At 68.9% G+C, this 26,585-nt stretch carries 31 protein-coding genes and 1 tRNA gene; 21 read left to right on the forward strand and 11 right to left on the reverse strand.

Translation table 11 applies throughout. The features are described 5' to 3' along the window. Positions 1–21: 21 nt before the first annotated feature. Positions 22–1,329, forward strand: coding sequence for an esterase family protein (locus tag DEU34_RS03080; RefSeq protein ID WP_121148763.1), 1,308 nt, complete (start codon positions 22–24; stop codon positions 1,327–1,329). A 47-nt stretch (positions 1,330–1,376) separates the two neighbouring features. On the opposite strand, the gene DEU34_RS03085 is transcribed toward DEU34_RS03080, so the two are convergent. The 6 genes from DEU34_RS03085 to DEU34_RS03110 all read right to left on the reverse strand — a co-directional run bounded on the left by DEU34_RS03085 (position 1,377) and on the right by DEU34_RS03110 (position 7,924). Next, a complete protein-coding gene (locus DEU34_RS03085) occupies positions 1,377–3,914 on the reverse strand; it encodes a phosphatidylglycerol lysyltransferase domain-containing protein (protein ID WP_121148764.1) in 2,538 nt (845 codons plus the stop codon). A 102-nt stretch (positions 3,915–4,016) separates the two neighbouring features. Then, positions 4,017–4,934, reverse strand: a complete 918-nt coding sequence (locus DEU34_RS03090) for a hypothetical protein (protein WP_121148765.1) — start codon at positions 4,932–4,934, stop codon at positions 4,017–4,019. Between the two features lie 11 nt (positions 4,935–4,945). After that, a complete protein-coding gene (locus DEU34_RS03095) occupies positions 4,946–6,388 on the reverse strand; it encodes a polysaccharide biosynthesis tyrosine autokinase (RefSeq protein ID WP_121148766.1) in 1,443 nt (480 codons plus the stop codon). 92 nt (positions 6,389–6,480) lie between these two features. Next, positions 6,481–6,765 (reverse strand): hypothetical protein, encoded by a 285-nt coding sequence (locus tag DEU34_RS03100; RefSeq protein WP_121148767.1) that lies wholly within the window; start codon positions 6,763–6,765, stop codon positions 6,481–6,483. Next, a complete protein-coding gene (locus DEU34_RS03105) occupies positions 6,762–7,352 on the reverse strand; it encodes an Asp23/Gls24 family envelope stress response protein (RefSeq protein WP_259460011.1) in 591 nt (196 codons plus the stop codon). Before DEU34_RS03105 ends, DEU34_RS03100 begins: the two co-directional genes overlap by 4 nt. After that, positions 7,349–7,924 (reverse strand): RNA polymerase sigma factor, encoded by a 576-nt coding sequence (locus DEU34_RS03110; protein ID WP_121148769.1) that lies wholly within the window; start codon positions 7,922–7,924, stop codon positions 7,349–7,351. The genes DEU34_RS03105 and DEU34_RS03110 overlap by 4 nt, the downstream gene beginning before the upstream one ends. Positions 7,925–8,055: 131 nt before the next feature. On the opposite strand from DEU34_RS03110, the gene DEU34_RS03115 reads away from it, so the two are divergent. From DEU34_RS03115 to DEU34_RS03145, 7 genes are all read left to right on the forward strand, one after another. Further along, entirely contained in the window at positions 8,056–8,535 is a 480-nt protein-coding gene (locus DEU34_RS03115) for an Asp23/Gls24 family envelope stress response protein (RefSeq protein WP_121148770.1), read from the forward strand. Further along, positions 8,532–8,720, forward strand: coding sequence for a DUF2273 domain-containing protein (locus DEU34_RS03120; protein WP_116648574.1), 189 nt, complete (start codon positions 8,532–8,534; stop codon positions 8,718–8,720). The genes DEU34_RS03115 and DEU34_RS03120 overlap by 4 nt, the downstream gene beginning before the upstream one ends. Next, on the forward strand, positions 8,717–9,136 hold the full coding sequence (locus DEU34_RS03125) for an NTP pyrophosphohydrolase (protein ID WP_121148771.1): 420 nt from the start codon (positions 8,717–8,719) through the stop codon (positions 9,134–9,136). The genes DEU34_RS03120 and DEU34_RS03125 overlap by 4 nt, the downstream gene beginning before the upstream one ends. After that, positions 9,133–9,717 carry a DNA/RNA endonuclease G gene (locus DEU34_RS03130; protein ID WP_121148772.1) on the forward strand — a complete coding sequence of 195 codons (585 nt, stop codon included), beginning with the start codon at positions 9,133–9,135 and terminating at the stop codon, positions 9,715–9,717. Before DEU34_RS03125 ends, DEU34_RS03130 begins: the two co-directional genes overlap by 4 nt. After that, positions 9,714–10,328 carry a hypothetical protein gene (locus DEU34_RS03135; protein ID WP_121148773.1) on the forward strand — a complete coding sequence of 205 codons (615 nt, stop codon included), beginning with the start codon at positions 9,714–9,716 and terminating at the stop codon, positions 10,326–10,328. Before DEU34_RS03130 ends, DEU34_RS03135 begins: the two co-directional genes overlap by 4 nt. An 88-nt stretch (positions 10,329–10,416) precedes the next feature. After that, positions 10,417–10,587 (forward strand): CsbD family protein, encoded by a 171-nt coding sequence (locus DEU34_RS03140; protein WP_121148774.1) that lies wholly within the window; start codon positions 10,417–10,419, stop codon positions 10,585–10,587. Positions 10,588–10,840: 253 nt separating this feature from the next. Continuing rightward, positions 10,841–11,011 (forward strand): CsbD family protein, encoded by a 171-nt coding sequence (locus DEU34_RS03145; RefSeq protein WP_121148775.1) that lies wholly within the window; start codon positions 10,841–10,843, stop codon positions 11,009–11,011. Positions 11,012–11,185: 174 nt separating this feature from the next. Here DEU34_RS03145 and DEU34_RS03150 read toward each other — a convergent pair whose 3' ends face one another. Further along, positions 11,186–11,839, reverse strand: a complete 654-nt coding sequence (locus tag DEU34_RS03150) for a low molecular weight phosphatase family protein (protein ID WP_121148776.1) — start codon at positions 11,837–11,839, stop codon at positions 11,186–11,188. A 78-nt stretch (positions 11,840–11,917) separates the two neighbouring features. Here DEU34_RS03150 and DEU34_RS03155 point away from each other — a divergent pair, with 78 nt between their 5' ends. Both DEU34_RS03155 and DEU34_RS03160 read left to right on the forward strand, forming a co-directional pair. Next, positions 11,918–12,775: a CPBP family intramembrane glutamic endopeptidase gene (locus DEU34_RS03155; RefSeq protein ID WP_121148777.1), complete on the forward strand. Its 858-nt coding sequence runs from the start codon at positions 11,918–11,920 to the stop codon at positions 12,773–12,775. A gap of 86 nt (positions 12,776–12,861) precedes the next feature. Further along, positions 12,862–13,140: a helix-turn-helix domain-containing protein gene (locus DEU34_RS03160; protein WP_116648583.1), complete on the forward strand. Its 279-nt coding sequence runs from the start codon at positions 12,862–12,864 to the stop codon at positions 13,138–13,140. A gap of 138 nt (positions 13,141–13,278) precedes the next feature. Here the strand turns inward: DEU34_RS03160 and DEU34_RS03165 are convergent, their stop codons facing one another. After that, positions 13,279–13,977 carry an alpha/beta fold hydrolase gene (locus tag DEU34_RS03165; RefSeq protein WP_121148778.1) on the reverse strand — a complete coding sequence of 233 codons (699 nt, stop codon included), beginning with the start codon at positions 13,975–13,977 and terminating at the stop codon, positions 13,279–13,281. Positions 13,978–14,073: 96 nt separating this feature from the next. Here DEU34_RS03165 and DEU34_RS03170 point away from each other — a divergent pair, with 96 nt between their 5' ends. From DEU34_RS03170 to DEU34_RS03190, 5 genes are all read left to right on the forward strand, one after another. After that, the gene (locus tag DEU34_RS03170) at positions 14,074–15,039 is read left to right on the forward strand and encodes an AraC family transcriptional regulator (RefSeq protein WP_121148779.1); all 966 of its coding nucleotides are present in this window, start codon (positions 14,074–14,076) and stop codon (positions 15,037–15,039) included. 42 nt (positions 15,040–15,081) lie between these two features. Continuing rightward, on the forward strand, positions 15,082–15,498 hold the full coding sequence (locus DEU34_RS16085) for a hypothetical protein (protein WP_147423999.1): 417 nt from the start codon (positions 15,082–15,084) through the stop codon (positions 15,496–15,498). A 40-nt stretch (positions 15,499–15,538) separates the two neighbouring features. Continuing rightward, positions 15,539–15,943, forward strand: a complete 405-nt coding sequence (locus DEU34_RS03180) for a VOC family protein (RefSeq protein ID WP_121148781.1) — start codon at positions 15,539–15,541, stop codon at positions 15,941–15,943. Beyond that, complete coding sequence (locus tag DEU34_RS03185; RefSeq protein WP_121148782.1) at positions 15,940–16,221, forward strand: helix-turn-helix domain-containing protein; 282 nt, start codon at positions 15,940–15,942, stop codon at positions 16,219–16,221. Before DEU34_RS03180 ends, DEU34_RS03185 begins: the two co-directional genes overlap by 4 nt. A gap of 62 nt (positions 16,222–16,283) precedes the next feature. Beyond that, positions 16,284–17,282 (forward strand): hypothetical protein, encoded by a 999-nt coding sequence (locus DEU34_RS03190; protein ID WP_183042341.1) that lies wholly within the window; start codon positions 16,284–16,286, stop codon positions 17,280–17,282. Between the two features lie 15 nt (positions 17,283–17,297). Here DEU34_RS03190 and DEU34_RS03195 read toward each other — a convergent pair whose 3' ends face one another. Together DEU34_RS03195 and DEU34_RS03200 are read right to left on the reverse strand one after the other, a co-directional pair. Next, entirely contained in the window at positions 17,298–17,786 is a 489-nt protein-coding gene (locus DEU34_RS03195; protein WP_116648598.1) for a YajQ family cyclic di-GMP-binding protein, read from the reverse strand. Between the two features lie 61 nt (positions 17,787–17,847). Beyond that, positions 17,848–18,591, reverse strand: a complete 744-nt coding sequence (locus DEU34_RS03200) for a class I SAM-dependent methyltransferase (RefSeq protein ID WP_121148784.1) — start codon at positions 18,589–18,591, stop codon at positions 17,848–17,850. A 954-nt stretch (positions 18,592–19,545) separates the two neighbouring features. Between DEU34_RS03200 and DEU34_RS03205 the strand changes: the two genes are divergently transcribed. Further along, complete coding sequence (locus tag DEU34_RS03205) at positions 19,546–20,049, forward strand: FBP domain-containing protein (protein WP_121148785.1); 504 nt, start codon at positions 19,546–19,548, stop codon at positions 20,047–20,049. Positions 20,050–20,142: 93 nt separating this feature from the next. Beyond that, positions 20,143–20,224 (forward strand) — tRNA-Tyr (locus DEU34_RS03210). 215 nt (positions 20,225–20,439) lie between these two features. Here DEU34_RS03210 and DEU34_RS03215 read toward each other — a convergent pair. Continuing rightward, positions 20,440–20,853 (reverse strand): hypothetical protein, encoded by a 414-nt coding sequence (locus tag DEU34_RS03215; protein WP_121148786.1) that lies wholly within the window; start codon positions 20,851–20,853, stop codon positions 20,440–20,442. Between the two features lie 331 nt (positions 20,854–21,184). On the opposite strand from DEU34_RS03215, the gene DEU34_RS03220 reads away from it, so the two are divergent. From DEU34_RS03220 to DEU34_RS03235, 4 genes are read left to right on the forward strand one after another with little or no spacing between them, the layout of a single operon-like run. Further along, a complete protein-coding gene (locus DEU34_RS03220) occupies positions 21,185–21,877 on the forward strand; it encodes a hypothetical protein (RefSeq protein ID WP_220659919.1) in 693 nt (230 codons plus the stop codon). Then, the gene (locus DEU34_RS03225; RefSeq protein WP_121148788.1) at positions 21,874–23,406 is read left to right on the forward strand and encodes an Eco57I restriction-modification methylase domain-containing protein; all 1,533 of its coding nucleotides are present in this window, start codon (positions 21,874–21,876) and stop codon (positions 23,404–23,406) included. The genes DEU34_RS03220 and DEU34_RS03225 overlap by 4 nt, the downstream gene beginning before the upstream one ends. Next, positions 23,403–25,943, forward strand: a complete 2,541-nt coding sequence (locus DEU34_RS03230) for a DEAD/DEAH box helicase (protein WP_121148789.1) — start codon at positions 23,403–23,405, stop codon at positions 25,941–25,943. Before DEU34_RS03225 ends, DEU34_RS03230 begins: the two co-directional genes overlap by 4 nt. Beyond that, a complete protein-coding gene (locus tag DEU34_RS03235; protein ID WP_121148790.1) occupies positions 25,940–26,521 on the forward strand; it encodes a hypothetical protein in 582 nt (193 codons plus the stop codon). Before DEU34_RS03230 ends, DEU34_RS03235 begins: the two co-directional genes overlap by 4 nt. Positions 26,522–26,585: the final 64 nt, after the last annotated feature.

Below are 26,585 nucleotides of genomic sequence, written 5' to 3' on the forward strand. Positions count from 1 at the left end.
CCCGTCTGAACCGAGGTACGCGTGAACGCACTGCTCGACATCGGAATCCTCTCCGGACCGGCTGTCATCGCCGTCATCGTCGTCGCAGGCATCGCCGCCGCCCTCCTCGTGCTCGTTCGACCGAGCAGGAGATGGAGACGCGGCACCTGGTTCGTGACCGCGGTCGGCTCGGCCCTCGCCGGAGCCCTCATCGGCGCCGCGCTGACCTGGGTGATCGCCGACGAGATGAACGCCTTCGGCGTCGATCTCACCTTCGCGTCGCGCGCGTGGATCGCGCTGGCGTTCGCCGGGAGCGCGGTCGCCCTGGCCTCGCTCTGGCGCGCGAGCTGGAAGCGGATCGTGGCCGTACCCCTGGCCGTCGTGCTGTTCGTCGGCACCGCGGGGATGGGCGTGAACATCGCGTTCGGCAAGTACCCGACGATCCGCAGCGCCCTCGGACTGAGCGCCTACGCGGGGGATGTGCTGCCCGACCTCCACGTCGGCTCGGGCGATCGTCCGACCATCGCCGAATGGACGCCCCCCGCCGGCATGCCCGCGAAGGGGAGCATGGCGTCGGTGGTCATCCCCGCGACCGCGTCGGGCTTCGTCGCGCGCGACGCGTCGGTCTACCTGCCGCCCGCCGCGCTGACCCAGAACGCTCCCCTGCTGCCGGTGCTCATCATGATGTCGGGGCAGCCGGGCTCGACCGACGAGGTCTTCACCGTCGGGCGATTGCGCGACACCCTCGATGCCTACGCCGCCGCGCACCAGGGGCTCGCCCCGATCGTCGTCTCACCCGATCAGCTGGGCGACCCCGACGCGAATCCGATGTGCGTCGACTCGCCCCTCGGCAACTCCGCGACGTACATCACGGTCGACGTGCCGAACTGGATCACCGCGCATCTGCCCGTGCTCCCCTCACCCGGCGGGTGGGGTGTGGGGGGACTGTCGCAGGGCGGCACCTGCTCGATCCAGCTCGGCGCGCAGCATCCGGAGCTCTTCAGTGCGATCCTCGACGCCTCGGGGGAGGAGTTCCCCACGCTGGGCGACCCCGCCACGACCATCGAGAAGGGCTTCGGGGGCGACGCTGCGAAGTACGCCGCCGCCTACCCCGCCGCGATCATGGCGTCGAAGGCGCCGTACACCGACATGTTCGCGGTGTTCGGCGTGGGCAGCGCCGACTCGGCGTTCCTCCCCGGGGTGAAGAACGTGTACGCCGCCGCGCAGGCCGCGGGGATGACCGCGACCTACGTCGAGTCGGAGGGCAACGCCCACGACGCGGCGGCCTGGAGCTACGTGTTCTCCGTCGGGCTCCCGCTCATCGCCGACCACTGGGGCCTGAACCGCTAGCCGCCGGTCCTCGAGCGACCCGGGGACCGGCGGCGACGGCGCGGCGGCTACTTCACGGCGGCGGCCTCGCGGGGCTCGCGCAGCGTGCCGGCCATGCGTGCCGCCTGCGTGAGCGTGAGGTGCGGCAGGTAGGAGCGGGCGAGGGCCACGGCGAGCGAGGGGAGCACGGTGGCCTCGGGGTACACCGCCCAGAGCGTGACGAACTCGGGCTGGAACTTGCGTTTGAAGTTCAGCAGCGAGCGGAAGCCGTAGGCGGGCTCGAGCAGCTCGCCGAACCGGTCGAGCACCCGTGTGATGGCCGCGCGCTCGCCGTCGTCTCCCGGGCGCGACGCCAGCGGCGACCCCGACAGGCTCAGTCGTTCGAGGCCCTCCGCCTTCATGTGGTCGGCGGCCGCGCCGATGACGAACTCCATGATGCCGTTCATCGAGTCGGCGCGCCGACGCATGAAGTCCAGGGTGTAGCCGTGGACCGCGCCCCCGTCGAACAGGGGCAGCCAGCTCGTGACCGCCTGGATGCGGCCCTCCTCGTTCATGGCGAGCATCAGTCGTACCGCGGGATCGTTCAGCTGATCCACCCCGCCGAGGGTGAACTCCATCTCGGGGAGGCTCTTGTCGGCGACCCAGGCCTCCGAGATCTCGCGGATCTGCGCATGCTCGGCGATCGTCAGGTCGTGCCAGCTCGTCCACGTCGCGGTGACGCCCTCGCGGGCGGCGCGGTTCGTCGCGGTGCGGATGTCCTGCCGCTTCTTGCCCGCGGTGTTCCACGTCGCCGGGTCGAGCAGCGCCTCTTCGGCGACCGGCATGCGCTGCCATCCGAGGTGGGCGTAGGGCGAATCGTCGCCGTCCTCGACGCTGTAGAAGACGGGCGTCCACCCGTTGTCGCCGCAGAACTCCACGAACCCGGTGACGACTTCCGGCCTGCGCGCATCGGGGCCGAACGCCCCGCCGAGGGTCACCGCCACCGGGCCGTGCACCCGGTAGGCGATCCCGGCGTCGACGTCGGGCGAGAACCAGTAGGCGTTGCCCTCCCAGGTGGTCATGAACGACAGGGTGTCGCCGCCTCCGCGTTCCAGCGTCAGGCGGGCGCGCGAGCGATCGGACGCGCCGCTGACGGTGCCCGGATCGAGCACGAGCCGCGCCGTCGCGATGAACGCCGCCAGCCAGAACAGCAGCGGCGGGAGGTACCAGAAGGCCTGCGCCCACCCGCTCGAGGGCACGAACGTGAGGATGTCGGAGGGCAGCAGCGTGGGCGGCAGCAACCGCAGCGGCAGCCCCACCAGCACCTTGCCGACGTCGAGGTTCGGCGTGTACCCATCGGCGGCGGCCAGGCTGCCCACGAACGCCAGCAGCAGGTTCACGGCGGCGGCGACGCCCACGGTGACGCCGAAGGTACGCAGCGCCGCAGGCGTCGACGCCGCCCGCACGTCGCGGCGGAACACGACGAGCACGATCGCGACGATCAACGGCACGAGCGCACCGATGAGGCTGCTCGAGAGCGTCTGCGCCACGTACTCCTGCGATTCGGTGTCGCGCAACTGCGCGATCGCCGCGACGGTCTCGGGCTGGATGACCGAGAAGACGTAGAGCATGCCCGCGAACACGATGACGTTGAACACGACCGCCAGCCACAGGGCGGCGCGGCGGCCCTTCAAGATGCCCCAGGCGGCCAGCACGGCGACGAGGATCGGCAGGAGCGCGATGAACCCCGACGCGGGCTGAAGTTCACTGAACACGTCGTACGTGTCGGGGCACGGTGCGGCCGTCGACCCGTAGGCGCACGTCTGCCCGTCGATGAGGGTCACCGGGTCGTCGGAGAGGAAGCCGTAGATCGATAGGAGGCCGGCGCCCGTCTGCGAGAACGTGGCGATCACCGGACCGACGGAGGTCACGAACGTCAGCGCCGCCAACAGCACGCGCGTCTCGTGATGCGAGCTCCGCACGATCCGGAAGCCGGAACGACGCCCGCCGAGGGCGAAACCGAGCCCGAGCCCGATGGGTAGGGCGATGATCGCGAACAGGTCGTTCGCGGCTCCCTCGTAGAGGAAGAGCGTGACCGCCGTGAGCGAGGCCAGCAGGCGCGTACGGCGCCGCCACAGTGCACCGGCGAACGAACTCGCCGCCATCGCGGTGCAGATCACCGCGGCCAGCGGCGACAGGGTGTCGACGGCGGGGGCGTTCAGCGGGAGGAAGCCGAGGTATTGGTCCTCGACGACACCGACGCCCAAGCCCACGAACGACGCGGCCACCCCGCCCACCACATACGCGACGAGAGTGCGGATGCTTCCCATCGTCTTCTCTGCGGCACCCAGCACGATCAGGAGCACGGGAACGATCGCGATCAGCGCGGCGACGTCGGCGACGGCGAACAGCGATGTCACCGTCCCCCACCAGTGGCGCTGGAACTGCACGCCGGGCTCCTCCAGATCGAGCACCTGCCACCCCCACCCCGACGGGGTCAGGATGAAACCGGTGAGGCTGAGCACCACGATCGCCGCCGTGATCAGCAGCGTCACGGGCCGTCCCCGGCACCACCGGAGCACGAGCACTCCGGCCTGGTTCGCATTCACCGTCGGTGTGCGCGGCATCCGACAATCCTTTCGTCACCCATCTCTGCGCCGAGACTCTATCGGCGGTCCCTATGGACGAGCCGGTCTGCGCGGACGAGAGCGGTGGCGCGTCGCGGGGTGCTACTCGGCGGCGGCGACCGCGTCGCCCGACCAGACGAGAGCGCGTCCGTCGGATACGGCGACGGCGAGCGGACCGGCGGGGTCGACCCCGGCGGCGCAGCCCAGCGGGGTCGCCGTGCCGAAGCCGGCGCCCGACCACCGGGTCACGGCGACGCCGGCGCAGTCGGCGGCGGGGGAGGCGGTCACCACGGTGCCGCCGTCGATCGAGAGGGCGACCGCATCCGTCGCTCCGAGCGGCTGCCACGCGCGGTCGGAGCCGAGAACCGACACGGTGCCGTCGCACTCCACCGCGACCACGGTGCCGGCAGCGCGGAACGACCGCGGCTCGGCGCACGGCGCGGCGACATCGTCGCCCGGCAGCACGACGACGGACGGATCGGAGAGGTCGAGGTAGCGCGAGGCGGTGAGCACCTCGGGGTAGGGCTGCCAGAACTCACCCTGGGTGAAGGTGCGGAGGGCCTGCACCTCGCAGGTGGCGCCCATGGCGGCGACCATCTCGGCCTCCGAACCCGCGAAGGCGTCGAGCGAGGCGACCTGACCGATCCCGCGGTAGGCGGGGGTGACGTCCTGCCACGTGCGGCCCCCGTCGGCGGAGTGCTCCACGAGCGGGGCGGTCGTGCCGCAGTCACCGGCGGTGGCGCGCCACCACCCTTCCGAACCGATGGAGAAGAACCGCGCCTCGGCGGCGGTCGCGGACGGCGACGGCGAGGGGGCGGCCGCGGTCGGGCTCGCCGAGGTGGTGGGGTCGACCTCGACGGAGGAGGACTGATCGACCGGCGTCGCGTCGGTGGCCGTCGTGGGCTGCACGCTCTGCAGCGCGAGGACCACCAGAACGATCGTCGCCACGATGAGCAGGGCGACGAGCGTCCCCGCGAGCCATCGAGCGGGGACGGGGTCGAGCCATCTTCTGCGGGCCATCGTGCCCCGCGTCAGGGCAGCAGCTGGTCGTCGGACGAGTCTGACGCGGAGGTCTTCCGGCCGCGACGGGTGGGCTTCTCGGCGGGGGCGCCGTACGTGCCGTATCCGCCGTATCCGTACCCGTAGCCATAGCCGTAGGAGTCGGGTCCGCGCGTGGGCAGCATCGTCAGCACGACGCCGCCGACCTTCGATCCGACCGTTTCGAGCGCGTCGAGCGCACCGCTGAGCTGGTGGGTCGTGGTCTTGCCCGCCGCGACGATGAGGAGGGCCCCGGCCGTGAACTTCGACAGGACCGCAGCATCCGTCACCGGAAGCAGCGGCGGCGCGTCGCACAGGACGACGTCGAACTCGTTGCCGAGCGCCTCGAGCAGCTGCCCCATCTGCTTGGACCCGAGCAGCTCGCTCGGGTTCGGCGGCACCTTGCCGGCCGGCAGCACGTAGAGCGGACGCTTGCCCCAGGGGAGCATCACGTCGGCGACGCGCGCGCGGCCGATCAGCACGTCGGTCAGGCCCGCGCCGCCCTCGATGTTGAGGTACTCGGCCACCTTCGGCTTGCGCAGGTCGGTGTCGAGGAGCGCCACGCGCTTGCCGGCGTCGGCGAGGGCGACGGCGAGGTTGATCGTGGTGGTCGACTTGCCCTCGCTCGGGAGGCTGGAGGTGACGACGAAGATGTTGCCGCCGTCCATCTCGAGGAACTGCAGGTTGGTGCGCAGCGCGCGGAAGGCCTCCGACCGCTGGTTGTGCGGGTCGGCCTCGAGGATGAGGGGCCGCTCCTTCGCCTTCGGGTCGAAGGGGATCGCGCCGATGAGCGGCCGGTCGGTGAGGTTCTCGATGTCGCGGGTGTTGCGGACCTTGTTGTCGAGCACGGCGCGCAGCACCGCGATGCCGACCCCGAGCGCGAGGCCGACGAGACCGCCCAGCGCGAGGTTCAGCGGCACGTTCGGGCTGACCGGGACGCGGGGGGCCTGCGCGTCGCGCACGCGGGTGAGCTTGACCGGGCTCACCTCCTGTCCGTCGCGGGTCTCGAGCGTCTCGACCGCGTTCGCCAGGCTCGCCCCGAGGGCGTTCGCGATCAGCGCCGCCTTGGCGGGGTCGGCGTCGGTCACCGTGATCTGCACGATCGTCGAGTCGAGTTGGGCGGATGCTGTGACGCGGCCCGCGAGCGCGTCGGCGTTCATGTTCAGGCCGAGGTCGGTGATGACGGGGTTGAGCACGAACGGCTCTTCCACCAGCTCGACGTAGGTCGCGATGCGCGCCTGGGTGAAGTTGGAGCCCTGCTGCAGCTCGGTGATCGTCGATCCGCCCTCGGTCGAGACGAACACGCCGCTCGTCGCCTCGAACTGGGGCGTCCGCGTAAGGGAGAAGCCGGCAGCAACCGCGACGCCCACCAGGGTGGTGACCACGATCACGAGCCAGTTCTTACGCAGGATGCGAATGTAGTCGCTGAGCTCCATGGCACCTTTCCGGGGTTCAGTACGGGATCATCCTGCCACACCGGGTGTTTCCATCCCGTGACGGGGAGCTTCGTCCGTCACGCACCGGGGGCTCAGCGGATGCGCGCGATCTGGATGCGGATCTCCCCGTCGGGCGCGGGGTGCGCGGCGAGGAGCGCGTCGGCCACCGCGCGCGCGCTGTCGGCGCTGCGGCCGTCGCGCTTCGTCGCGATGCGGGCATCGACGAGGAGCCCGTCGTTCGTGGGAACGATGGCCCGTTCCACGTCTCCCGTCGCCGCGGCGATCAGCCGGGGGATCGAGGGCGGCGGGAAGGCGTCGACCACGCCCTCGACGCCGAGGATGACCTCGGTGATCCGGCTGCTCTCTAGCGCGCTCATGACCCGTCCTCCGTGTTCGCGAAGCCGTGCACGTCTTCGATCGTCACGTTCACCGCGACGACGTTCAGGTCGGTGTGCTGCGCGAGTGCGTCGTAGACGGCGGTGCGCAGCAGCGAGGTCGCGTCGAGCACCGACCGATCCCACCCGATCGTTCCGGTGATGTTCACCTCGACGGGCGCACCCGGCACCTCGGCGTCGCCGTCGAGGTCCACCCGTCCGACGTAGAGGCCCTCGATCTCGTCTCCGACCGATCGCACCAGCGCGCGCACCGCGCCCTCGGTGATCGTGATCCGCACCCGGGGGTCGGGGTGCTGCACGGGAAGGCTGCGACCGACGCGCATCTCCGAGCGCACGACATCCATGATCCGGTCGAACCAGTTCGCCGGGGGAGGGGGCAGCTCCCGCGCCTCGCGCTCGAGAAGGCTGCGCGAGAGCATGCCGACACGCTCCAGCGCGTCGAGCGCGTTCAGGCACTCCGGGCAGTTCTCGATCTCGGGGTCGTAGGGCAGCCGGTCAGCGGCGAGATAGTCGCTCAACTCATCGACGGTCTTGCCGCATTCCAGTGCGACGGGGTGGGCTTCGTTCATCGCCATCCCTCCATCTGGATCATGATGCTCGCCCGCGCACGGGACAGGTTTCCTCGAACGGTGCTCACAGGAAGAGACGTCTGTTCAGCGATCTCGTCGTAGCTGAAACCCCCGACCTCTCGGAGCAGCCAGGAGGTGCGTTGGGCCTCCGGGAGAGTCGCGAGCGCTTTCGAGAGTGCCGCGAGTCTAGCGTTGTGCACCGCGATGGCCTCGGGGTTGATCGACTCCCGGGTGGGCACGTCGATCCCGTCGTCGAGCGCAGCATCCGTCCCCCTCCGGCGGATCAGCGCGAACGCCTCCCGGCTGGCGATCTTCATCAGCCACGCCTTGACGGCCGAGCCGTCGCGGAGCGTGGGCAGCTGCTTCCAGGCGATCGAGAACGCCTCCTGCACGACGTCGTCGGCCTCCGACAGCGAGCCCACGATGCGAGAGGTGTAGGCGCGCATGATCCCGCTGTGCCGGCGCACGATCTCGCCGAACGCCAGCTCGTCGCCGTCGCCGGCGCGTTCGACGAGGATGCGGTCGGACAACCCGCTCAGCGACGAGGCCGAACCCCCCGAACGTGGTGCCATGAAAAATCCGCCGAACTTTTTTGTGACGAATGAGGCCCGCCCTGCCTCCTATTCATGAGCGACGCTAACGCGCAGCGCAGTCGGCTGGCAGTGGTTGCGTCCAATACTCGAAACAGCTAGGAGAAAATCGCATGGCTACTGAAGAGAAGACCACCCCCTCCGCCACCCCCGCCACGGTGAGCCGCGTCGACCGCGTCGGCACCACCCCGGGCGAGGCCACGAGCGAATCGGGCGGCACCACCCACATCGCCGAGAGCGTCGTCGCGAAGATCGCCGGCATCGCCGCGCGCGAGGTGCCCGGAGTGTTCGCCCTCGGCGGCGGCGGAGCCCGCGCCTTCGGCGCCATCCGCGACGCCATCAACCAGACCGACCTGACGCAGGGCGTCAAGGTCGAGGTCGGCGAGACCCAGGCCGCCGCAGACCTCACCATCGTGGTGGAGTACCCGCAGCCGATCCACCAGGTCGCCGCGAACGTGCGCACCGCCGTCTCGTCCGCCATCACGCGCCTCGCCGGTCTCGAGGTCGTCGAAGTGAACGTCGACGTCAACGACGTGCACCTCCCCGGTGACGACAACAACGACGACGACCAGAACGAGTCGCGCGTCGCATGAGCGCCACGATCTCCGGCGCCCTGATCGGCGCCGTGCTCGCCTTCGCCGCCCTCGTGTTCGGGTTCTGGGGATTCCTGCTCGTCGCCCTGTTCATGGGCATCGGCGCACTCCTCGGACGCGTCGCCTCGGGCAAGCTCGACGTACGCGGGTTGGCGAACGCCTTCTCCGGACGACGGACGTCATGAGCACCGCAACGGTGTCCCGCGGCGGCAGCGGATCCGCCGCCGCGGGACAGAGCGAGACGGATGCTTCGGCCGCCGCCTCGACGGCGCTGCCCGGCCGCATCACCGTTGCCGACCGGGCGCTGCGCGCCGTCACCGAGCAGGCCAGTGCGCTGGCGTTCGGGGTCGGCCGCGACCAGGTGTCGGTCGAGATCGGATCGGCCGGGGGCGGCCTCGCGCTGCGGGTGTCCGCTCCGCTCCCGATCCCCGATCTCGACGACACCGAATCCGTGCACGCGGGTGCCACCGTGATGGAGCGCATCCGCAGCATCCAGCAGAACCTCCGCCGCAACGTCGCCGACCTCACCGGTCGCGCCGTCACCCGCGTCGACGTCACCGTCACCGGGGCGGTCATCCCCACCAGAAGGAGAGTCCGATGAGCGATGGCGTCCTCGCTCGCGTCGCCCGACGCGAGACGCACTCGCCGCGTACGGTCGCCATGGCCGTCGCCGTGGTGCTCGTGATCCTCGCGCTGATCTACGTCGGCCTCGAGATCGTGCTCGACCTCCTGTCGCAGCCCGCGCTGCTGATCGCGCCGGCCGATGCGCTCGCGCAGCTGGCCGATGTGCCCGGCCTCCAACCGTCGGGCACCGTGATCGGCATCGGACTGATCGTCGCGGTCGTCGGACTGGTGTTCCTCGTGCTCTCCCTCACCCCGGGGCGGCTCTCGAAGCACCGCATGGACATCGGAGACCGCGCCGTCATCGTCGACAACGGCGTGCTCGCGGCCTCTCTCGCCCAGCGGATCAGCGATGAAGCGGGGATCCCGCGCGACCACATCACGGTGGGCGTCGCCCATCGCGTCGTCGATGTCGTCATCACCCCCGATGCCGGCCTGCCGATCGACGCGTCCCGCGTGCGGGTCATCGCCGACGAGGAGATGGCGGGGTACCGCCTGACGCCGCCGGTGAAGACCGTCGTGAAGATCGCCGCACCCGAGGAGCAGGAGTTCAGCCGATGAACCAGACGAATCGTGCGCTCAACCGCATCCTTCTCTTCCTGATCGGACTCGTCTTCCTCGCCGTCGGCGCCGCGATGGTCGCCGCTGCCTCGACGCCCCTCGTGGGCGACGTCTGGCGCAGCACCGCCGAGCAGCTCGAGTCGGGGCTCGTGGACGCCGCGCAGGCCAGCCCCGTCGGCGCGAGCGACGTCTCGTGGGTCACGGTCGGAGCACTCGCGGCCGTCGTGATCGTGATCGCGCTGCTGATCGTCGTGCTCTTCCGCCTCGGCGGAGGACGCAGTCGGTCGGTGCTGCAGTCGTCCATGGACGAGAACAACCTCGGCCGTGTCGTGGTGAAGGATTCCTTCGCCTCCGACGCGTTGACCCACTCGCTCGCCGCCCGCAGCGACGTCGTCAGCGCGAAGGTCACCGCCGCCGAGGTGAAGAAGGAGACCGTGCTGCACATCTCGGTCACTCCGCAGCGCAACACGTCGCCGCGAGCGATCGCCCTGGAGGTCGACCGGCTCGCCTCCAACCTCGCCGTGCTGACCGGCCAGGACATACCCACCTATGTGTCGATTCGAACGGGACTCCGAGCGCGCCTCGCGACGGAGCACCGAGAATTGGCCTGACGCACCACCCCGGACCACGGGGAACCACCACCCGGACGAACCGGGCCACAACCGGGAAACCGGGATCACCAGGAGAGAGGAGCCCGACATGGGACTCGACGACAAGATCAAGAACGCCGCGGAAGACATCGCCGGCAAGGCGAAGGAAACCATCGGCAAGGTGACCAACAACGAGCGCCTCGAGGCCGAGGGCAAGGCCGACCAGGTGAAGGCCGACGCGAAGAAGGCCGGCGAGGACGTCAAGGACACCTTCAAGTAAGCCAGCGTCGCACGAATGCCCCGACCTCGCGGCCGGGGCATTCGTGCGTGTGCGGCCGAACGCGGGCTTCCGGCCCAGGCGCGGGCGATCCGTGCGCGTATGCCCGCGTGCGGACCGGGAGCCCGCGTCTCGGTCGGCGCCCGCTTTACCTCAAAACCGCGTTCTTCGCCAGCATCCCTTGCGCTGACATGGCGCAACGTACCGTGGAATCACCTTTCGGGAGACACCCGGATCGAAGACGGAGGGAGCCCAGATGGGACTCGACGACAAGATCAAGAACGCCGCTCAGGACATCGCCGGTAAGGCGAAGGAAGCGACCGGCAAGGCGTCCGACAACGAGCGCCTCGAGGCCGAGGGCAAGGGCGACCAGACGGCCGCCAACGTCAAGCAGGCCGGCGAGAACGTCAAGGACGCATTCAAGTAAAGCTCGTCTCTCACCGAAACGCCCCGCGCCGTTGGCCGGGGCGTTTCGTTGTTTCCAGACGAGTCGGTCGGTCCGACGATGCCACCGCTCGCGCTTGATCCCCGGGGTGTGACCGAAGTGCGGTTCGACTTGCTCCCGCGCTACTGAGCTGCGGCCGCGCGGCCGCGGGCCGCCTCAGGCGAGCGCGAGGCGCAGCACGCGGGCGACCTCGGCGAGCCCCGGGGCGAGCTCGGTCGCCGACTGCTGGTAGACCTCCCACGAGCGGCGGTACGGGTCGACCACGTCGTCGTCGGCGGGGTCGACCGGAGCGTCGACCTCGTCGCGGTGCGCGCGCAGCACAGCCAGCGCGGCGCGCACCCGGGCGTGGGGGTCGGCCCCCGCGGCCTCGGCCGCGTCGCGGATCTCGGCGTCGCCCACGTCCTTCGCGAGACGCTCGAACTCGCGCACCGTGAAGGTCGAACGCACGCGCGCCGGAGCCAGTGCGACGACGTGAGAGCGGTGCTCGCGGCTCATGGCCAGGACGAGATCCGGTCCGGTGAGGTGCAGCTCGGTCAGCCACCGCGCACGATGCGCCTTCGAGTCGGCCGATGGCACCCCGAAGGCGGCGGCGAGCTGCGCCGACTCGCGGGTCATGGGCTTGTCGACGAGCGCGTGGGTGCCGGCGCTGGAGACCACAACGTCGAGCGGGGAGAGCGCCGCGCGCAGGATCTGCTCCGCGAGCGGCGAACGGCAGATGTTGCCGGTGCAGACGGTGAGTATCTCGATGGTCGGGCTCGCCTCGGCGTTTCCCCCACCTCGGAACAACGAACTGAGATCCAGATCCAGCATGACGACCCCCCGGCGCGTGCGAATGTAGGTGGGCCCACGACCGGTAGTCGGGATGGCTGAGCGGTAACGTGGGCGCTGATGAGCGAGTCTAGTGAAGCGTCGAGCGGCACCCCCGCGACGGGGATCGTCATCGACGAGCCGCTCGACGATGTCGACGCCGAGTCGGAGCGGTCCGACGAGCGATCGCGTCGCCGTCGTCGCCGTGGCGGCGACTCGACCAGGCCGCGGCGCACCTGGCGCGAGGGCGGCACGTCCGTCCACCGCTGGGGGTGGGAGCTCGTCGGCTGGGCCGTGCTCGCCCTCGGCGCCGGCGTGCTCGGGTCGTCCGGTGTGACGGCGATGATGGGCGGTGCCTCGGCGGCGCTCATCGCCCAGATCGTGCTCTGGGTCGCGTTCGCGGCGGCGGTCGTGGCGGCGTTCGTGCGATCGGTGCCCCGCGGGCTGCTGCGGTTGCGTCCGGTCGACCTGCTGTACGGCCTCGTGCTGGGAGGGATGCTGCGCCTCGCGCAGGGGTGGTTGCAGATGCGCGCCGGCGGGGATGGCGGCTGGCCGAGCTACCCGAGCCTGGGAGGCTCGCTCCCGTCGTCGTGGTTCTTCGACGACCTGCTCGGCGACGCGGTGATCTCGCCCGTCGTGGAGGAGTTCTTCTTTCGAGGGCTCGTTCTCGTCGCGGTCTACACGGCGGTGCGACGGCTCGCCGGACGCGAGGTCGCGATGTTCGCCGCGGCGATCGTGTCGACCGGGTTGTTCGTCGCCGCGCACGCCCTGCTCGCCCCCCTGGCGTGGGACGCGGTCGTCTCGCTCAGCCTCGTCGGCCTCGTCGCGAGCCTGCTCGTCCTCCTGACGGGCCGGCTCTGGCCTGCGGTGCTCGTGCACGTCGTCTACAACGGTCTGTGGGTCGCGATGGCCACCCTCGGAACGCTGCTCGCGGCCTGAGCGCGCAGCATCCGTTCGTTGGATCACTGTTCTCTCAGCATGTAAACCTGTGCATGCACGCATGTAATGTGCGTCAGTCTCGAAGCATGCATGACGACCCGAACCAGGCCTGGGAGCAGTACACGGCGGCGTTGGGCGTCGCGCTCGCGCGTGCGCGGGCCACTCGAGGACTGTCTCAGGAGCAGGTCGCCTACGCCGCCGGCATCGCCGCGTTCTCGTATCGCAAGCTCGAGAAGGGCGAGTCGAACCCCGGCACGCCCGCGAACCCGCGTCTTCGCACCCTCGTCGCGCTGGCCGGCGTGCTCGGCGTTCCGGTCGCCGCACTGCTGCCGCCCGATCCCGACGGCGTCACCGCCTGGAAGTAGTGCGGCACCGCGGAGGGTGGTGGGAGTCACCGCCGGAGCGGGCACCTCGGCCCGGCGGTGACCGCTTCAGACTCTCGCTTTTGCTCCCTCGGCAACAGCAGCCCGACTACCGACGAAACACTGGTTCTTCGAAACCCGTCAGCTTCGTGCCGCCTCCTCGATGATGTCGGCGACCGCCTCGGGCTGCGACAGGAACGGGGAGTGGCTCGTGTCGAGACGTCGCACGGTCGACCCGGCGCGGGCGGCGAGGCCCTCCTGAGCGGGAACGGGGAAGATGGCGTCCTGCTCGGTGACGATGTAGGTCGACGGCTTCGTGCGCCACGCGACCTCCGTGAGCGGCTCCTGGAAGGCGAGCACGCTCTGCGGCTTCAGTCTCGCGGATGCCGCGGCCGCCGCATCCGCGTCGACATCCGCGAAGAAGATCGACGCCGGTGGTTCGTCGTCGGTGCCCGCCGTCGCGAGCGGGCCGTCGACGACCCACCACGACGGCGCGACGCCACCGACCGCGCCGAGCAGCGACTCGCCCTCGTCGAGCGCGAACGCCGCGACGTAGACGATGTGCTGCACGTTGTCGGCGGTGGCGGCCTGGGTCGTGGGGACGCCGCCGTACGAGTGCGCGACGACGACGACCGGGCCGTCGATCGCGGCGATCGCCGCGGTGATCGCGTCGGCGTCGTCGGCGAGGTGCAGACCGACAGGGTCGGCGGCGTGGACGGTGGGCAGGTCGATGCGCTCCACCGCCCAGCCGCGGTTCTCGAGGATGCTCGCGACCGGGTTCCACGCCCACGCGCCGTGCCACGCGCCGTGCACCAGCAGTAGAGTCGGCTTCTCAGACATCGTCGTCTCCTTCGGGTAAGGGTTGGCCCGTCTTCGGGCCCGCCAGCAGGGTACGGCGACGACGACGCGGTTCGCACTGGTGGAGGGCGCAGGATCATGTACGCGAGCGCAGGCGTGACCCCGGTGCTCGAAGCCTCGACCCGCGATGCCCCTCCGCGGGATCAGTTCGGGCAGTTCTGCGATGCGTTGTGCGACGTCTACCTCGGGATCCGACCCCAGCGCACCGCCTCGCCGGGCTTCGACGCCGACGTGCTCGCGTTCGGGTGGGGCGACATCGTGCTCTCGCGCATGCGGGCGCCCGGTCACGAGGCCCGCCGAGACAGGCGCGACATCGCGGCCAAGCCCGATGACGCGCTCTTCCTGAACATCAGCGACACCTCGGCATCGGTCGTCCACGTCGCCGGCAGAACCGTGCCGGTCGCCGCGGCCCTGCCGGTGCTGCTCGACAACGCCGAGCCGTTCCGCCTCCGGTTCGATGACGCCCGCCGCTTCCGCCTCTACTCGCTGCGACTACCGAGGGAGGTGGGCGGGAGCCGACTCGACGCCGCCGACGCGATCGCCCTCGACGCCCGACTGCGCCGCACCGCCCTCGGGCGCCAGATCGCCCTGCAGGTGCGGCTGATGACGGCGGAGTTCGACGCCGGCCGCATCGAGGTGGCCGGGGCGATGGCCGCGGCGGTCTCGGCGATGGTGCGCCGACTGTGGGACGGCGGCGACGCCGCCTCGGCGGCCGAGCGCTACGCCGACTTCACCACGACGGCGTCGGCCCATCTGGCAGAGCCCGACTTCGGGGTGAACGAGATCGCGGCGATCCACGGCGTCTCGGCGCGCACGGTGCAGGACGTGTTCGCGGGGGAGGGCGACACGGTCACCCGGTGGATGCTGCGCGCGCGGCTCGAACTCGCGCGCGATCGGCTGGGTTCACCCGCGTGGGAGAGGGCGTCGGTGGCTCGGATCGCCTCCGCGTGCGGGTGGCGCGACGCATCCGGCTTCCACCGGGCTTTCCGCGAGCGCTTCGGCGACACCCCCGGGTCGTTCCGCGGTTCACGCGATGGGGCGTGATCGGCAGACTCACGGGTTTTTTGTCGGAACGGACTGCAATAATTGTCGGGCTGTTGTCTCACTTGTTGGGCGGCGGTCAACAATCCCGAGTGCCCCCCAGGAGTACCGATCACGTACCACACGCTCCCCACCCTTCAAGGGTGGATCGACGAGTTCACCATCCTCCACGCGCCGTTCGTCAGCGACGTCGTCGTGCTCATTCAGGACGGTGAGGACGGCGCTGACACCGGTCTCGTCGAGATCCGTATGGTGAACGCCTCCACCGTCACCACCATCGAGCCGGAGTTCGTCGGCTCGAACCGCTGGGTGACCGTGTTCGACGCGCGCGACGACCCGCTGCGGCTCGACGCGAAGACCGTGATGTGGCTCTCCCGCGAGCTCGCCACCGTCTCCGAGCTCTGCTCGTTCCTCGAGCGCAAGGCCTCCGCCTACGAATGCGACGACCGGGAGACCGCGTAGGGCTCTTGACGGTGCACTTGCGTTTTGCAAGTGTGGCCGCATGAGCCTCTTCCTCACCTGCCCGGTCGAGAGCGTCGACCGCGCGACCGCCTTCTACACCGCCCTCGGGTGGACCCTCAACGCCGAGATGTCGGACCACAACGTGTCGTGCTTCGCGATCGCGCCCGGGCAGTACGTCATGCTCGGCAGCCGCGAGATGTACGCGAGCGTCGGCGGCACCGACGATCTGATCGGCGGACCCGACACGCCGTCGAAGATCACGGTCTCGTTCGACCTCCCGAGCCGCGAGGCGGTCGACGAGCTCGTCGACCGTGCCGCCGCTGCCGGGGGTCGGATCGGCGATACCGACGACTACCCCTTCATGTACCAGCGCCAGTTCGACGATCCCGACGGGTACCACTACTCGCCGTTCTGGATGAAGCCCGACGCCGATTCGACCGCGTGAGCGACCTCGCCGCCGCTCTCGACACCGTCGGAGCGCGCTGGGCGCTACTCATCGTGGAACGTCTGCTCGACGGGCCTCAGCGCTACGGCGACCTGCACCGAGACCTCGGCGTGCCGACCAACATGCTCGCGACGCGCCTGCGCGAGCTGGAGGTCGCCGGCGTGCTGACCCGCCTGCCCCTGCGTCACAACACGCGGGCCTACGCGCTGACCGATCGCGGGCTCGCCCTGCGGGAGGCGATCGAGGCGCTCGGACGCTGGGGTGGCGGGGACGCGTAGGCGCCTGCTCAGCGGAGGAACGGGCCCTCACGTCGGCGCGATGCCGGGTGTACGTTGCGCATATGGGGTCGATACGCGTGGGTCTGGTGGCCGATCCGGCGTCGCCCACCGACATCGCGGGCCCGATGACGAACCTGACCCCGTCGGACGGCGCGGCCGCAGACGGCTGGGATGTCGAATTCGTGAGCGAACCCTTCACCCTCGGCTCCGAGGACGTCGACATCGCGCTGGCGCGACTGCGCGCCCGGGCGCAGACGCACGGCTGGGACCTCGTCATCGGGGTGACGGAGCTTCCGCTGCGCGGCGACGACGGCCGGTACCTGCTGGCGGCGATCGATCCGCAGAGACACGCGGCCGTTCTGTCGCTCCCCGCTCTCGGAGGGTTCCGCGTTCGCGCTCGCGCTCGTCGGGCCGTGCGGGCACTCGTGGGCGGGATGGCCGGAGCCGACCGTCCCGACGAACAACGGGTACCCCTGCGCGGTCGTAGCGGCCGCGGGCGGGTGCTGCGGGGCATGGTGCTCGCGAACCGTCCATGGCTGCTCGCGGCGGGTCTGAAGTCCGCGCTCGTGGCTGCTCTGGCGACCGGGGCGATCGCCACCATCGAGCCGACGATCTGGCTGCTCGCCGCATCCCTCTCTGGATGGCGACTGGCGGCGGCGACGGTCGCCTCCATCGCGATCGTCATTGCCTGGATCGTGATCGACGGCGAACTGTGGGACCGCCCCGACGACGGCTCGCGCGCCGCCCGGGAGAGATCGCGTCTCTACAACACCTCGACACTGCTGACTCTGACGGTCGGCGTCGCCCTCTGCTATGTCGCCCTGTACATCGTCAACCTGGGCTGGGCGATGTTCGTTCTCGACCCCGCCGTGCTCGGCGATTCGCTGGGTACGGCGGCCGGCTACGGCGATCTGTTCGTGCTCACTTGGTTCGTCGCGTCGGCCGCGACCCTGGGCGGTGCGCTGGGCACCGGACTGGAGTCGGACGACGCGATCCGCGCGGCCGCGTACTCCAAACGAGAGGAAGAGCGACGCGCCCGACTCGCGGACGACCGGGTGTAGCCGCGGAGGGCTGTCTTAGCGGTAGTTGATGAACTGCAGATCGAGGTCGAGATCGGCGGCCTTCAGAACGCGGATGACCTCCTGCAGATCGTCGCGGCTCTTGGACTGCACGCGCAGCTCGTCGCCCTGGATCTGCGACTTGACGCCCTTGGGTCCCTCGTCGCGGATGATCTTGCCGATCTTCTTCGCGTTCTCCGACGAGATGCCGTCCTTCAGCGTCGACGTGATGCGGTACTCCTTGCCGCTCGGCGTCGGCTCGCCGCTCTCGAGGCTCTTCAGCGAGATGCCGCGCTTGATGAGCTTGGACTGGAAGACGTCGAGCACCGCGTTCGCGCGCTCCTCGGTGCCGGCCTTGATGAGCACCGCTTCGCCGCTCCACTCGATGGAGGCGCCGGTGCCCTTGAAGTCGTAGCGCTGCTCGACCTCTTTGCGGGCCTGGTTGAGGGCGTTCTCCGCCTCCTGGTGGTCGACCTTACTGACGATGTCGAAAGAGGAATCAGCCATGGGGCGAGTTTAGCCGTGGCTCTTCGAGAGCGGTGGATGCGGCGGGGCGCCCCGCTCGCGGTCAGACCTCGCCGACCGCCCAGCGGAAGGCGTTGCGCAGCACGTAGCCGTCGGCGGTGCGGAACGGAGCTGCCGCCTCGACGATCGCCGCGCGGAAGAAGTCGAGGGCCGCGGCGTCCTCGCCGAGCAGGATGCCGCGGACGAGGGTCTCGTCGTCGGGCGCGGTCCACGGCGCCTCGACCACGCCCGCCTCGAGCGGGTGCACCCCGGCCGCGGCGAACGCGGCCTCGAGTCCTCCCGCGGGGCGGAGGGGGCCGTCGGGCAGGGGATCGGATTCGTCGGCGGCGGCCACCGCGCGTTCGATCACGTCGACGTCGTTGAGCGCGCCCTCGGCCCAGTTGGCGACGGCGATGCGTCCTCCGGGCGCCAGCACGCGCGCGAACTCCCGGAGGGCCGCGGTCGTGTCGTCGGCGAAGTGGAGGGCGTTCACCGCCGCGACCACGTCGAAGGTTCCGTCGGTGAACGGGAGGTGCGCAGCATCCGCGTCGCGCACGTCGAGCCCTCGGTTGCGCGCGAGTTCGCGCATGCCGCCGGCGGGGTCGACGCCCGTGACCTGCGCCCCCGCGTCGCGCGCGGTGAGGAGGAATTCGCCGCTGCCGCAGCCCACGTCGAGCACGCGTGCGCCAGGGCCGATGCCCGCCGCGGCGATGATGGCGTCGTGCGCCGGTCGGGCGGCGTCGGCCCACAGCTCCGACCAGCCAGCGGCTACGGCGGACCAGCCCCCGGCATCCGCGTCGTCGACCACCCGCCCACCCTACGGCGTGCCCGCTGCGGGATGTGTCGCCCGGCGATGCCCGCCCGCGCGGCGCCGGTGCGCTGCCCGGCGCTCGCTGCCCCGCGCCGGTCGGTCCGGCTGCGCCCGCGCAGCGCCCCGCGTCGCGCCCCGCGCATTGCCCGTACTCAGGATGATCGTGTTCCCGACTGCGACGGATCCCCGCAAAAGCGCCGTTCGGGTAGCGCGCCGGTGGCAACGAGCCTGAGTTCGTGCAGTCGGGGAGCCGAAGCGCGCCGGCCGAGGCGGACGCGCCGGACCGCGGCGCGGGGCCGAACGCCGGGAGCGGCCGGGGACCGGATGCAGCCGGGGGCCCGCCGCGGCCGGCGCCAGCCCCCGGCACCTGTCGGCACCGCTCCGCCCGTACTCAGGATGGTTGTGTCCACCGTTCATGCTGATCCCCGTGAAATCGGCGCCCGGAGAGTGCGTCGGCGACAACGAGCCTGAGTTCGTGCAGACGCAAGAAGGGGAACGAGGCTGACGCGTCGGCCCAGGCGCGGGGCCGAGCGCCGGGAGTGGCCGGGGCTGCGAGTTTTGCTCTACCGCCACAACTCAGGAAGAGGAGGGGGCTGCGCGTCGCGTTCCGCGTGTTTCCGGGGTGGCCCGGCGGTGCGAGTGGCAACGAGCCTGAGTTCGGCGGAAGGAGAGGCGGATGGGACGGATCAAGGGACGGAAGGGGAGGGGGCGGAGGAGGAGGGACGGAAAGGGAGGAAGGCGTATCAAGGGACGGAAGAGGAGGGGCCGGAAGGGGAGGGACGGAGGAGGAGGGACGGAAAGGGAGGAAGGCGTATCAAGGGACGGAAGGGGAGGGACGGAAGGGGAGGAAGGCGTATCGAGGGACGGGAGGGAGGGAGGGAGGGAGGGAGGGGGCGGATCGGGGCGCCGCACGCGGCCCGGGCGGCGGAGGGGATTCGTAGACTTGAGGCCGTGCGAGCCCTGACCGAAGAAGAAGTACGCGATTCGTTCGTGAACGCGACGACCGACGAGCGTCGGGTCGCCGCGATGCCCATCGACTTCCTGCTGCTGGACTGGGATCACCTCGACTTCCTCGCGTGGCGCGATCCGCACAACCGCGGGCGCGGCTACATCGTGATGGAGCACGAGGGCGAGCCGGTCGGCGTCGTGCTGCGGGGTGCGGAGGGTTCGTCGCGCGCGAGATCGGCGATGTGCAACCTGTGCCACACGATGCAGCCGGCCGATCAGGTGTCTCTGTTCAGCGCGCGCAAGGCCGGGCGCGCCGGCGCCGCCGGCGACAGCATCGGCACCTACATCTGCGCCGACCTCTCGTGCCACGAGAACGTGCGGCTGGCGATGCCGCTCGCGCCGAGCGAGGTGCGCGCGAGCGTCGACCGCCGCATCGACGGCACTCGCCGCCGCACCGAGGCCTTCGTGGACCGCGTTCTCGAGCCCGCCGGCGCCGACGCCTCCTGACGCGTCCGACGTGGTTCGGAGCAGGTCGCGCGGCAGAGTAATATGGTTTCTCGCGCCTCCGGTCGACTGAGAAAGCCGGGCGGGTGCGCACCTGGCGAGTTACCCAAGCGGCCAAAGGGATCTGACTGTAAATCAGACTGCATTGCATTCGGGGGTTCGAATCCCTCACTCGCCACCGAGGGGTGTACGTGAATCTGGACCAGAAATGTTCGCGTATCTGACCTAGAGAACACACCAAACAAGAAAGCCGCCCGATTCGGGCGGCTTTCTTGTTGTTCGGGGCATCGAGCGAGTCTTCGAGACACGCGACGGTGCTGCCGGCACGCCTGTTCCGCGTTTCCGGGCACGCCGATACCGCCCTTGTCAGGGGCGGCTGGCGAAGTGTTCAGTTCAGACGAGCGCGGGAACGCCGGGAGGTGCGCCGCTGGTTTGATAGCGGGCTGTTCGGCTGGCGGGGACGCCCTTGCGGCTGCGGCGGCGGGGCGCGGCCGGGGCGAGTCGCGGTGTGCGCTTGCGGCGCTCGGTCGCGGCGGGCGCCGGTTCCGTCTCGTCGTAGTGCTCGGCCATCCACGCGTGGATGCGGCGAGAGTTGGTAGCGGCGACACCGAGGAGTGCGAGGAACGTCTGTGCCGCGGTGCCACGCAGGCGTCGTCGGGCGGAGTCGCCGACGCCGCCGTTCGCGTCGTCCTTGAGACTGGCCGCGGACCCGACCCGACCGCTCACCGCGGCGCCACCGACCACTGCGTCTATGAAGTCCGCGAGGTCACCGACGGAACGGCAGGTCGCGCCGTCTGGGTAGGTCATGCGCGAAGCGATGGTGCACGCCGACTCACCGAGCGCGCGCTGCGTGCCTTGCGACCGTCACCAGCGGCGGACCACGAACGCGTCAGCGCGCGCACCTGGGCTATCAAAGTCTCAGCCAGTGGGCACGAGAGGGCGCTGACAGCGCGGTCCTGGAGGACATCGTGGACACGGCGCTTGAGGCTCATCTGGACGGGCGACTCCTCCGCCACCCGTGACCCGGCCTCTACGGTGTCGCCGAGTGCTGACTGTCGGTAGCGCGCCATAGGGTAAGCGATAGCGGGAGAGTGCGATGTCGCACGCGATGGGGAGCGCCCGCGCATAGGGGATATGGATGACGACGCTCACACAGACAGGACGAGCAATGAACAGCGCGCCAAACGAGGGCCATCGCGGGCAAATCAAGTCCCGCGAGCGCGTGCGGGACCTGGCAGAGGTGTACACGCACCACCGCGAGGTCAACGCGATGCTCGACCTCGTCCCGGACATGTTCCCGACGGCCGAGAACCCGGGGAACACCGACCGGAAGTTCCTCGAGCCCGCATGCGGCTCGGGCAACTTCCTTGAGGAGATTCTGCAGCGCAAGCTCGCTTTCGTCACCACCGAGCGCTACGGGATGGGGCAACGCTACGAGCACCGCATTCTTCGCGCCCTCGCCAGCATCTACGCCGTTGACATCAATGACGAGAACGTCGAAGAATCCCGGGACCGCCTGCGCGCCGTCATCAACTCCCACATCGACAACGACATGAACACCAAGGCCGTTTCGTCGGCGTTTTCCGACGCAGTGGACGTCATCCTGACGACCAACATCGTCCTGGGCGACACCATGAGTAAGCGGGCAGACATCACCTTCGTCGACTACAAGGCAGGCAAGGGCGGCACCTTCACCCGTGAGTGGGCAACCCTCGACTCGCACAACGAAGGCCTGTTCGCCATGTTCGCACCGGTCGATGAGACCCCTGTGCACTACCGCGACCTCCTCGCCAACCCTGGCCCCACGACTGCGAAGGCGACCACTCGATGAGCATGACCGCCACCTCCCGACGGCACATCCCGGACATCCTCGACTGCCTCGCGCAACTCTCGAACGACGAGGTCCCCACCCCTCCGAAGTTCGCGAACCAGATGCTCGACCTCCTCCCCGACGAGGTATGGAGTGACCCGAACCTGAAGTGGCTCGACCCGTTCGTGAAGTCCGGGGTCTTCCTGCGTGAGGTCGCCACCCGCCTCCTCTCAGGTCTCGCCGAATGGGAACCGGACTTTGAGAAGCGACGCGACCACATCTTCCGCAACATGCTTTACGGCACCTCCATCACCGAGATGACCGGACTTCTTGCGCGGCGCAGCCTCTACTACTCGCGCGACGCGTCGGGGGAAACGTCCGTCGTCAAGTTCGCGAGTCCTGACGGCAATGTGCCGTTCGTACCGGCAAAGCACGCGTTCAAGAAGGAGCGCTGCGTCATCTGCGGCGCGCCCGAGGACCTTGAGCGCGGCGACTCACGCGAGAACCACGCGTACTCGTTCATCCACGGGGCCTACCCCACCGAGGAGCTGAAAGACATGAAGTTCGACGTCATTGTCGGAAACCCGCCGTTTCAAATCGACGACGGCGGGCACAACGCGAGTGCAACGCCGATTTACCAGCACTTCGTCGAAGCAGCCATCGACATGGACCCGCGGTATGTGCTGATGATTACGCCGTCTCGCTGGTTCGCCGGCGGCAAGGGCCTCGACAAGTATCGCGACCGCATGCTCAACGACCGACACATGCAGAACTTGGTGGACTACCCCAAGCTGTATGACGGGTTCCCTGGCGTCAAGATTCGTGGCGGTGTCTCCTACTTCCTTTGGAGCCGGGACTACGACGGGCCCTGCAGCATTCAGACCATGTGGGACGGCAAGCCGGTGGGTGAGCCTGTGGCGCGGTACCTCAACGCGTATGACGTCCTTGTCCGACGCAACGAGGCCGTGTCTATCCTCGAGAAGGTCCGTGCGAAGAACGAACCCACCCTGAACAATCGCGTTTCGAGCGCGAAGCCGTTTGGTCTCAGAACCTTCTTCCACGGGGCGCCGAAGCCGGACGGCATGGCCGAGCCCGTCAAGCTGTATGGCTCGCAGCGGGTCTCCTGGGTGGAGCGGGCAAGTATCCCGCAGAACGATGCGTGGGTCGATAACTGGAAAGTGCTCATGACGCGTGTACAGGGCACCAGCTCGGCGGTTGAGACTCAGTTCCTGGGCAAGCCGATTGTCGCCGCGCCCAAGAGCGCCTCCACTGAGAGCTACGTTGTTGCCGGCCGCTTCGACGGGTTCGCGGAGGCCGAGTGGTATGCGGCGTATCTCCGGACACGATTCGCTCGCTTCCTCGTGTCGCTACGGAAGTCGACACAAGACGCGGCGCGCGGTGTCTACTCGTTCATCCCTGACCTGCCGATGGACCGTCAGTGGACGGACGAGAAGCTTTACGAGCGGTATGGACTCAACGCAGAGGAAATCGCGTTCATCGAGTCGCAGGTGCGCGAGATGCCGGCGAACGGCGAGGCGGTGGAGGAGTGAGCGTCAACCCGAACGACCCGACCGTTCCGAAGCGCGTCTACGCGGTGACTGCTGACGGCGGGCGTGACGTCAAGTGGACCCGCGATGTGAACGGCACCATCATCACGGGAACTGGGCGCATCAAGGTCGGCGACACGACCCTCGGTGAGGGCAAGCAGCGCGTCAAGCAGTGGGCCGGAACGATGTTCCCCGGGCTCGCTGGCGTGGACATCCTGCTCGATGAGTTGGCGGACAAGCCGGACGGCACCTACTTCCGCGACCTTCAGGTCCACAAGGTTCTCACGGACGCGGGCGTTCGGCGTGACCAGGAGTGGTTCGAGGGCACTCTCGACGAGGTGCGCGCGGCCATCGTCGCGGTCCGGCAGGGGCGGCCGTATGACGTGAAGCGCGTGCTGGACTTCGGCCTTCGGCCGGAGCAGCAGGATGCCGTGGACATCACGGCCGGTTATTTCCGTGAGCACGCCGCCGAAAGCGGCCCGTCTCACTTCCTGTGGAACGCGAAGATGCGGTTCGGGAAGACGTTCACGACCTACAAGCTCGCCGCCGACATGGACTGGTCGCGAGTGCTCGTGCTCACCTACAAGCCGGCAGTGCAGTCGGCGTGGAAAGACGACCTCGCCTCGCACGTCGACTTCGCCGACTGGGAGTTCATTGACCGGGGCGTTGACAGCGATGATGCCGACAGCATCGCTTCGGGCGCAGACCCGTTCGTATGGTTCGCGTCGTTCCAGGACCTCAAGGGAAAGACGTCCGACGGGCGCATTAAGAAGCACAACGAGACGATTCACCTCGTCGACTGGGACGCCATCGTCATTGACGAGTACCACTTCGGCGCGTGGCGCCAGACAGCGCGCGACCTTTACGACCCGACCGAGAAGGCGCTCGCCGAGGAGGAAGCGCCCGAGGACGACATCGTCGAGCAGGACTTCGGTCTGAAAGCCAAGCACTACCTCTATCTCTCGGGCACCCCGTTCCGCGCAATCACGAATGGCGAGTTCACCGAAGACCAGGTCTTCAACTGGACGTACATCGACGAGCAGCGGGAGAAGGAGGGCTGGGACGACCCCGAACAGGAGAACCCCTACCTCGAGCTGCCGCGGATGGAGATGTACACCTACCGGATGGGCGCCGCCGCTGAGCAGTGGGCTGACGACGGCGAGTTCAACGGGTTCTCCCTCAACGAGTACTTCCGTGCCCGCAAGGTCGACGGAGCTGGCAAGAACGACTACGAGTTCAAGGACAAAGACCGGGTTCTCGAGTTCCTCGAGATGCTGCGCGGGAAGCTGTCCGACCAGCAGAAGACTCACATCATCGCTGGGCAGAAGCCGCCCTTCCCGTACGAGTCCGCCCGATTCTCCGCCGGCATCCGCCACACCGTCTGGTACATGGACGACGTCGCTGCCTGCTACGCGATGAAAGACCTCCTGGAGACTCATCCGTACTTCAAGGACTACGTCATCCACGTCGCTGCGGGCACTCGTGCCGGTCAGGGAGCGAAAGCGAAGAAGCCCGTCGAGGACGCCATCGCGAAAGCGGAGCGCGACGGTAGCGCGGGTTCCATCACCCTCTCGTGCGGGAAGCTCATGACCGGTGTGACCATCAAGCAGTGGTCCGCCATCTTCATGCTCAGAAGCCTGAAGAGTCCGGAGTCGTACTTCCAGGCCGCGTTCCGCGTGCAGTCTCCGTGGGCCGTCACTCGCGCGGGCGAGCCGCGAGAGGTCGTGAAGCCGACCTGCTACGTCTTCGAGTTCGACCCGAACCGGGCGCTCAGCCTGCTCGCGGAGTACGGCACGAAACTCGCCAACAGCGAGAAGGACGTGCCCGAAAAGGTGCTGGGCGAGCTCATCAACTACCTCCCGATTTTCGCGTTCGATGGCGCCCGGATGGACCAGCTCGACGCGACCGAGGTACTCAACTGGGCATCCGCTGGCATCGGAGCGACCGCCCTCGCGCAGCGCTGGAACTCACCGCTTCTGGTCGATGTCAACGACACGACTCTGCAGAAGCTGCTCGACAGCCCGGACCTCCTCGCCTCCCTGGAGCAAATCGAGGACTTCCGCAACCTCACCACTGACGTGAGCAAGGTCATCACCACGAACCAGAAGCTCAAGGCGACCAAGCGGGAGAAGGCTGAGAAGGGCGAACCGCTCGGCGATGACGACAAGCGAACGTCGAAGGAGAACGCGAGCAAACGCAAGGAGATTCGCGAGAAGCTGCAGAAGTTCATCGCGCGTGTTCCGGTGTTCATGTACCTCACCGACCACCGCGAGAGCGCGCTCGTCGACGTCATTACATCGCTGGACCCGGCGCTGTTCGAACGCGTCACAGGGCTCACCATCGCCGATTTCGAGATGCTCGCCAGCATCGGCGTGTTCAACGCGCAACACATGAACTTCGCCATCCACCAGTTCCGGCAGTTCGAGAACGCGAGCCTCCGCTACGCCGAGGAGGACCCGACACAGACATTGCAGGGACGAGTCGGTGTGTGGGACACCGTTATCGAGTCAGATGATGCGGTTCCGGCGAGCGCATCGTGAGCAAGTGGGAGTGGACTCCAGACACGACCTGGGCCATGGTGGGCGCACTTCGCGCGGCCGCGGCAGTCTTGGTCGCGCTTGTCGCCGCGGCGTTCGTCATCTGGCAGGTCCGCCAGACGCGCCTGCTGGCGCAGGAGCAGGCGCGACCGTACGTCTCCGTCTGGGTTGAGGTCGACAAGGAAACTCGGTCGACAATCGAACTTCACATCAAGAACACGGGCCATACAGCAGCCAAGAACATCAAGGTCGCGCTGACGCCCGCCCACGAATGGGCCAGAGGAACGCCCGGGATGAGCTTCATGGACGCGCGGGTCTTCACGCGAGGGCTCCCCACCATGCCGCCGGGCATGGACGTGACACTCGCCATGGAGTTCACGAGTGACATCGCGGACCAGGACCCGGTCATCTACACAGCCGTCGTCACCTATGACGATTCGCTTGGCGCCCGCCTCTCAGACACGTTCGAACTAGACCCTCAGTACCTCGCCGGCGCCCTGTGGTTGGACACCCACGGAGTCCATCACCTCGCCAAGTCGGTCAGAGGTATCGCCAAGAAGATGGGCGTGCAGAGCTTCTAAACCACCTCATGAGACAGGGCCTCAGGGCTCGAACATATAGCCGAATGTTTTGCAGACCTTGTTG

It is taken from the genome of Microbacterium sp. AG1240, from assembly GCF_003635115.1.
Lineage (GTDB): Bacteria > Actinomycetota > Actinomycetes > Actinomycetales > Microbacteriaceae > Microbacterium.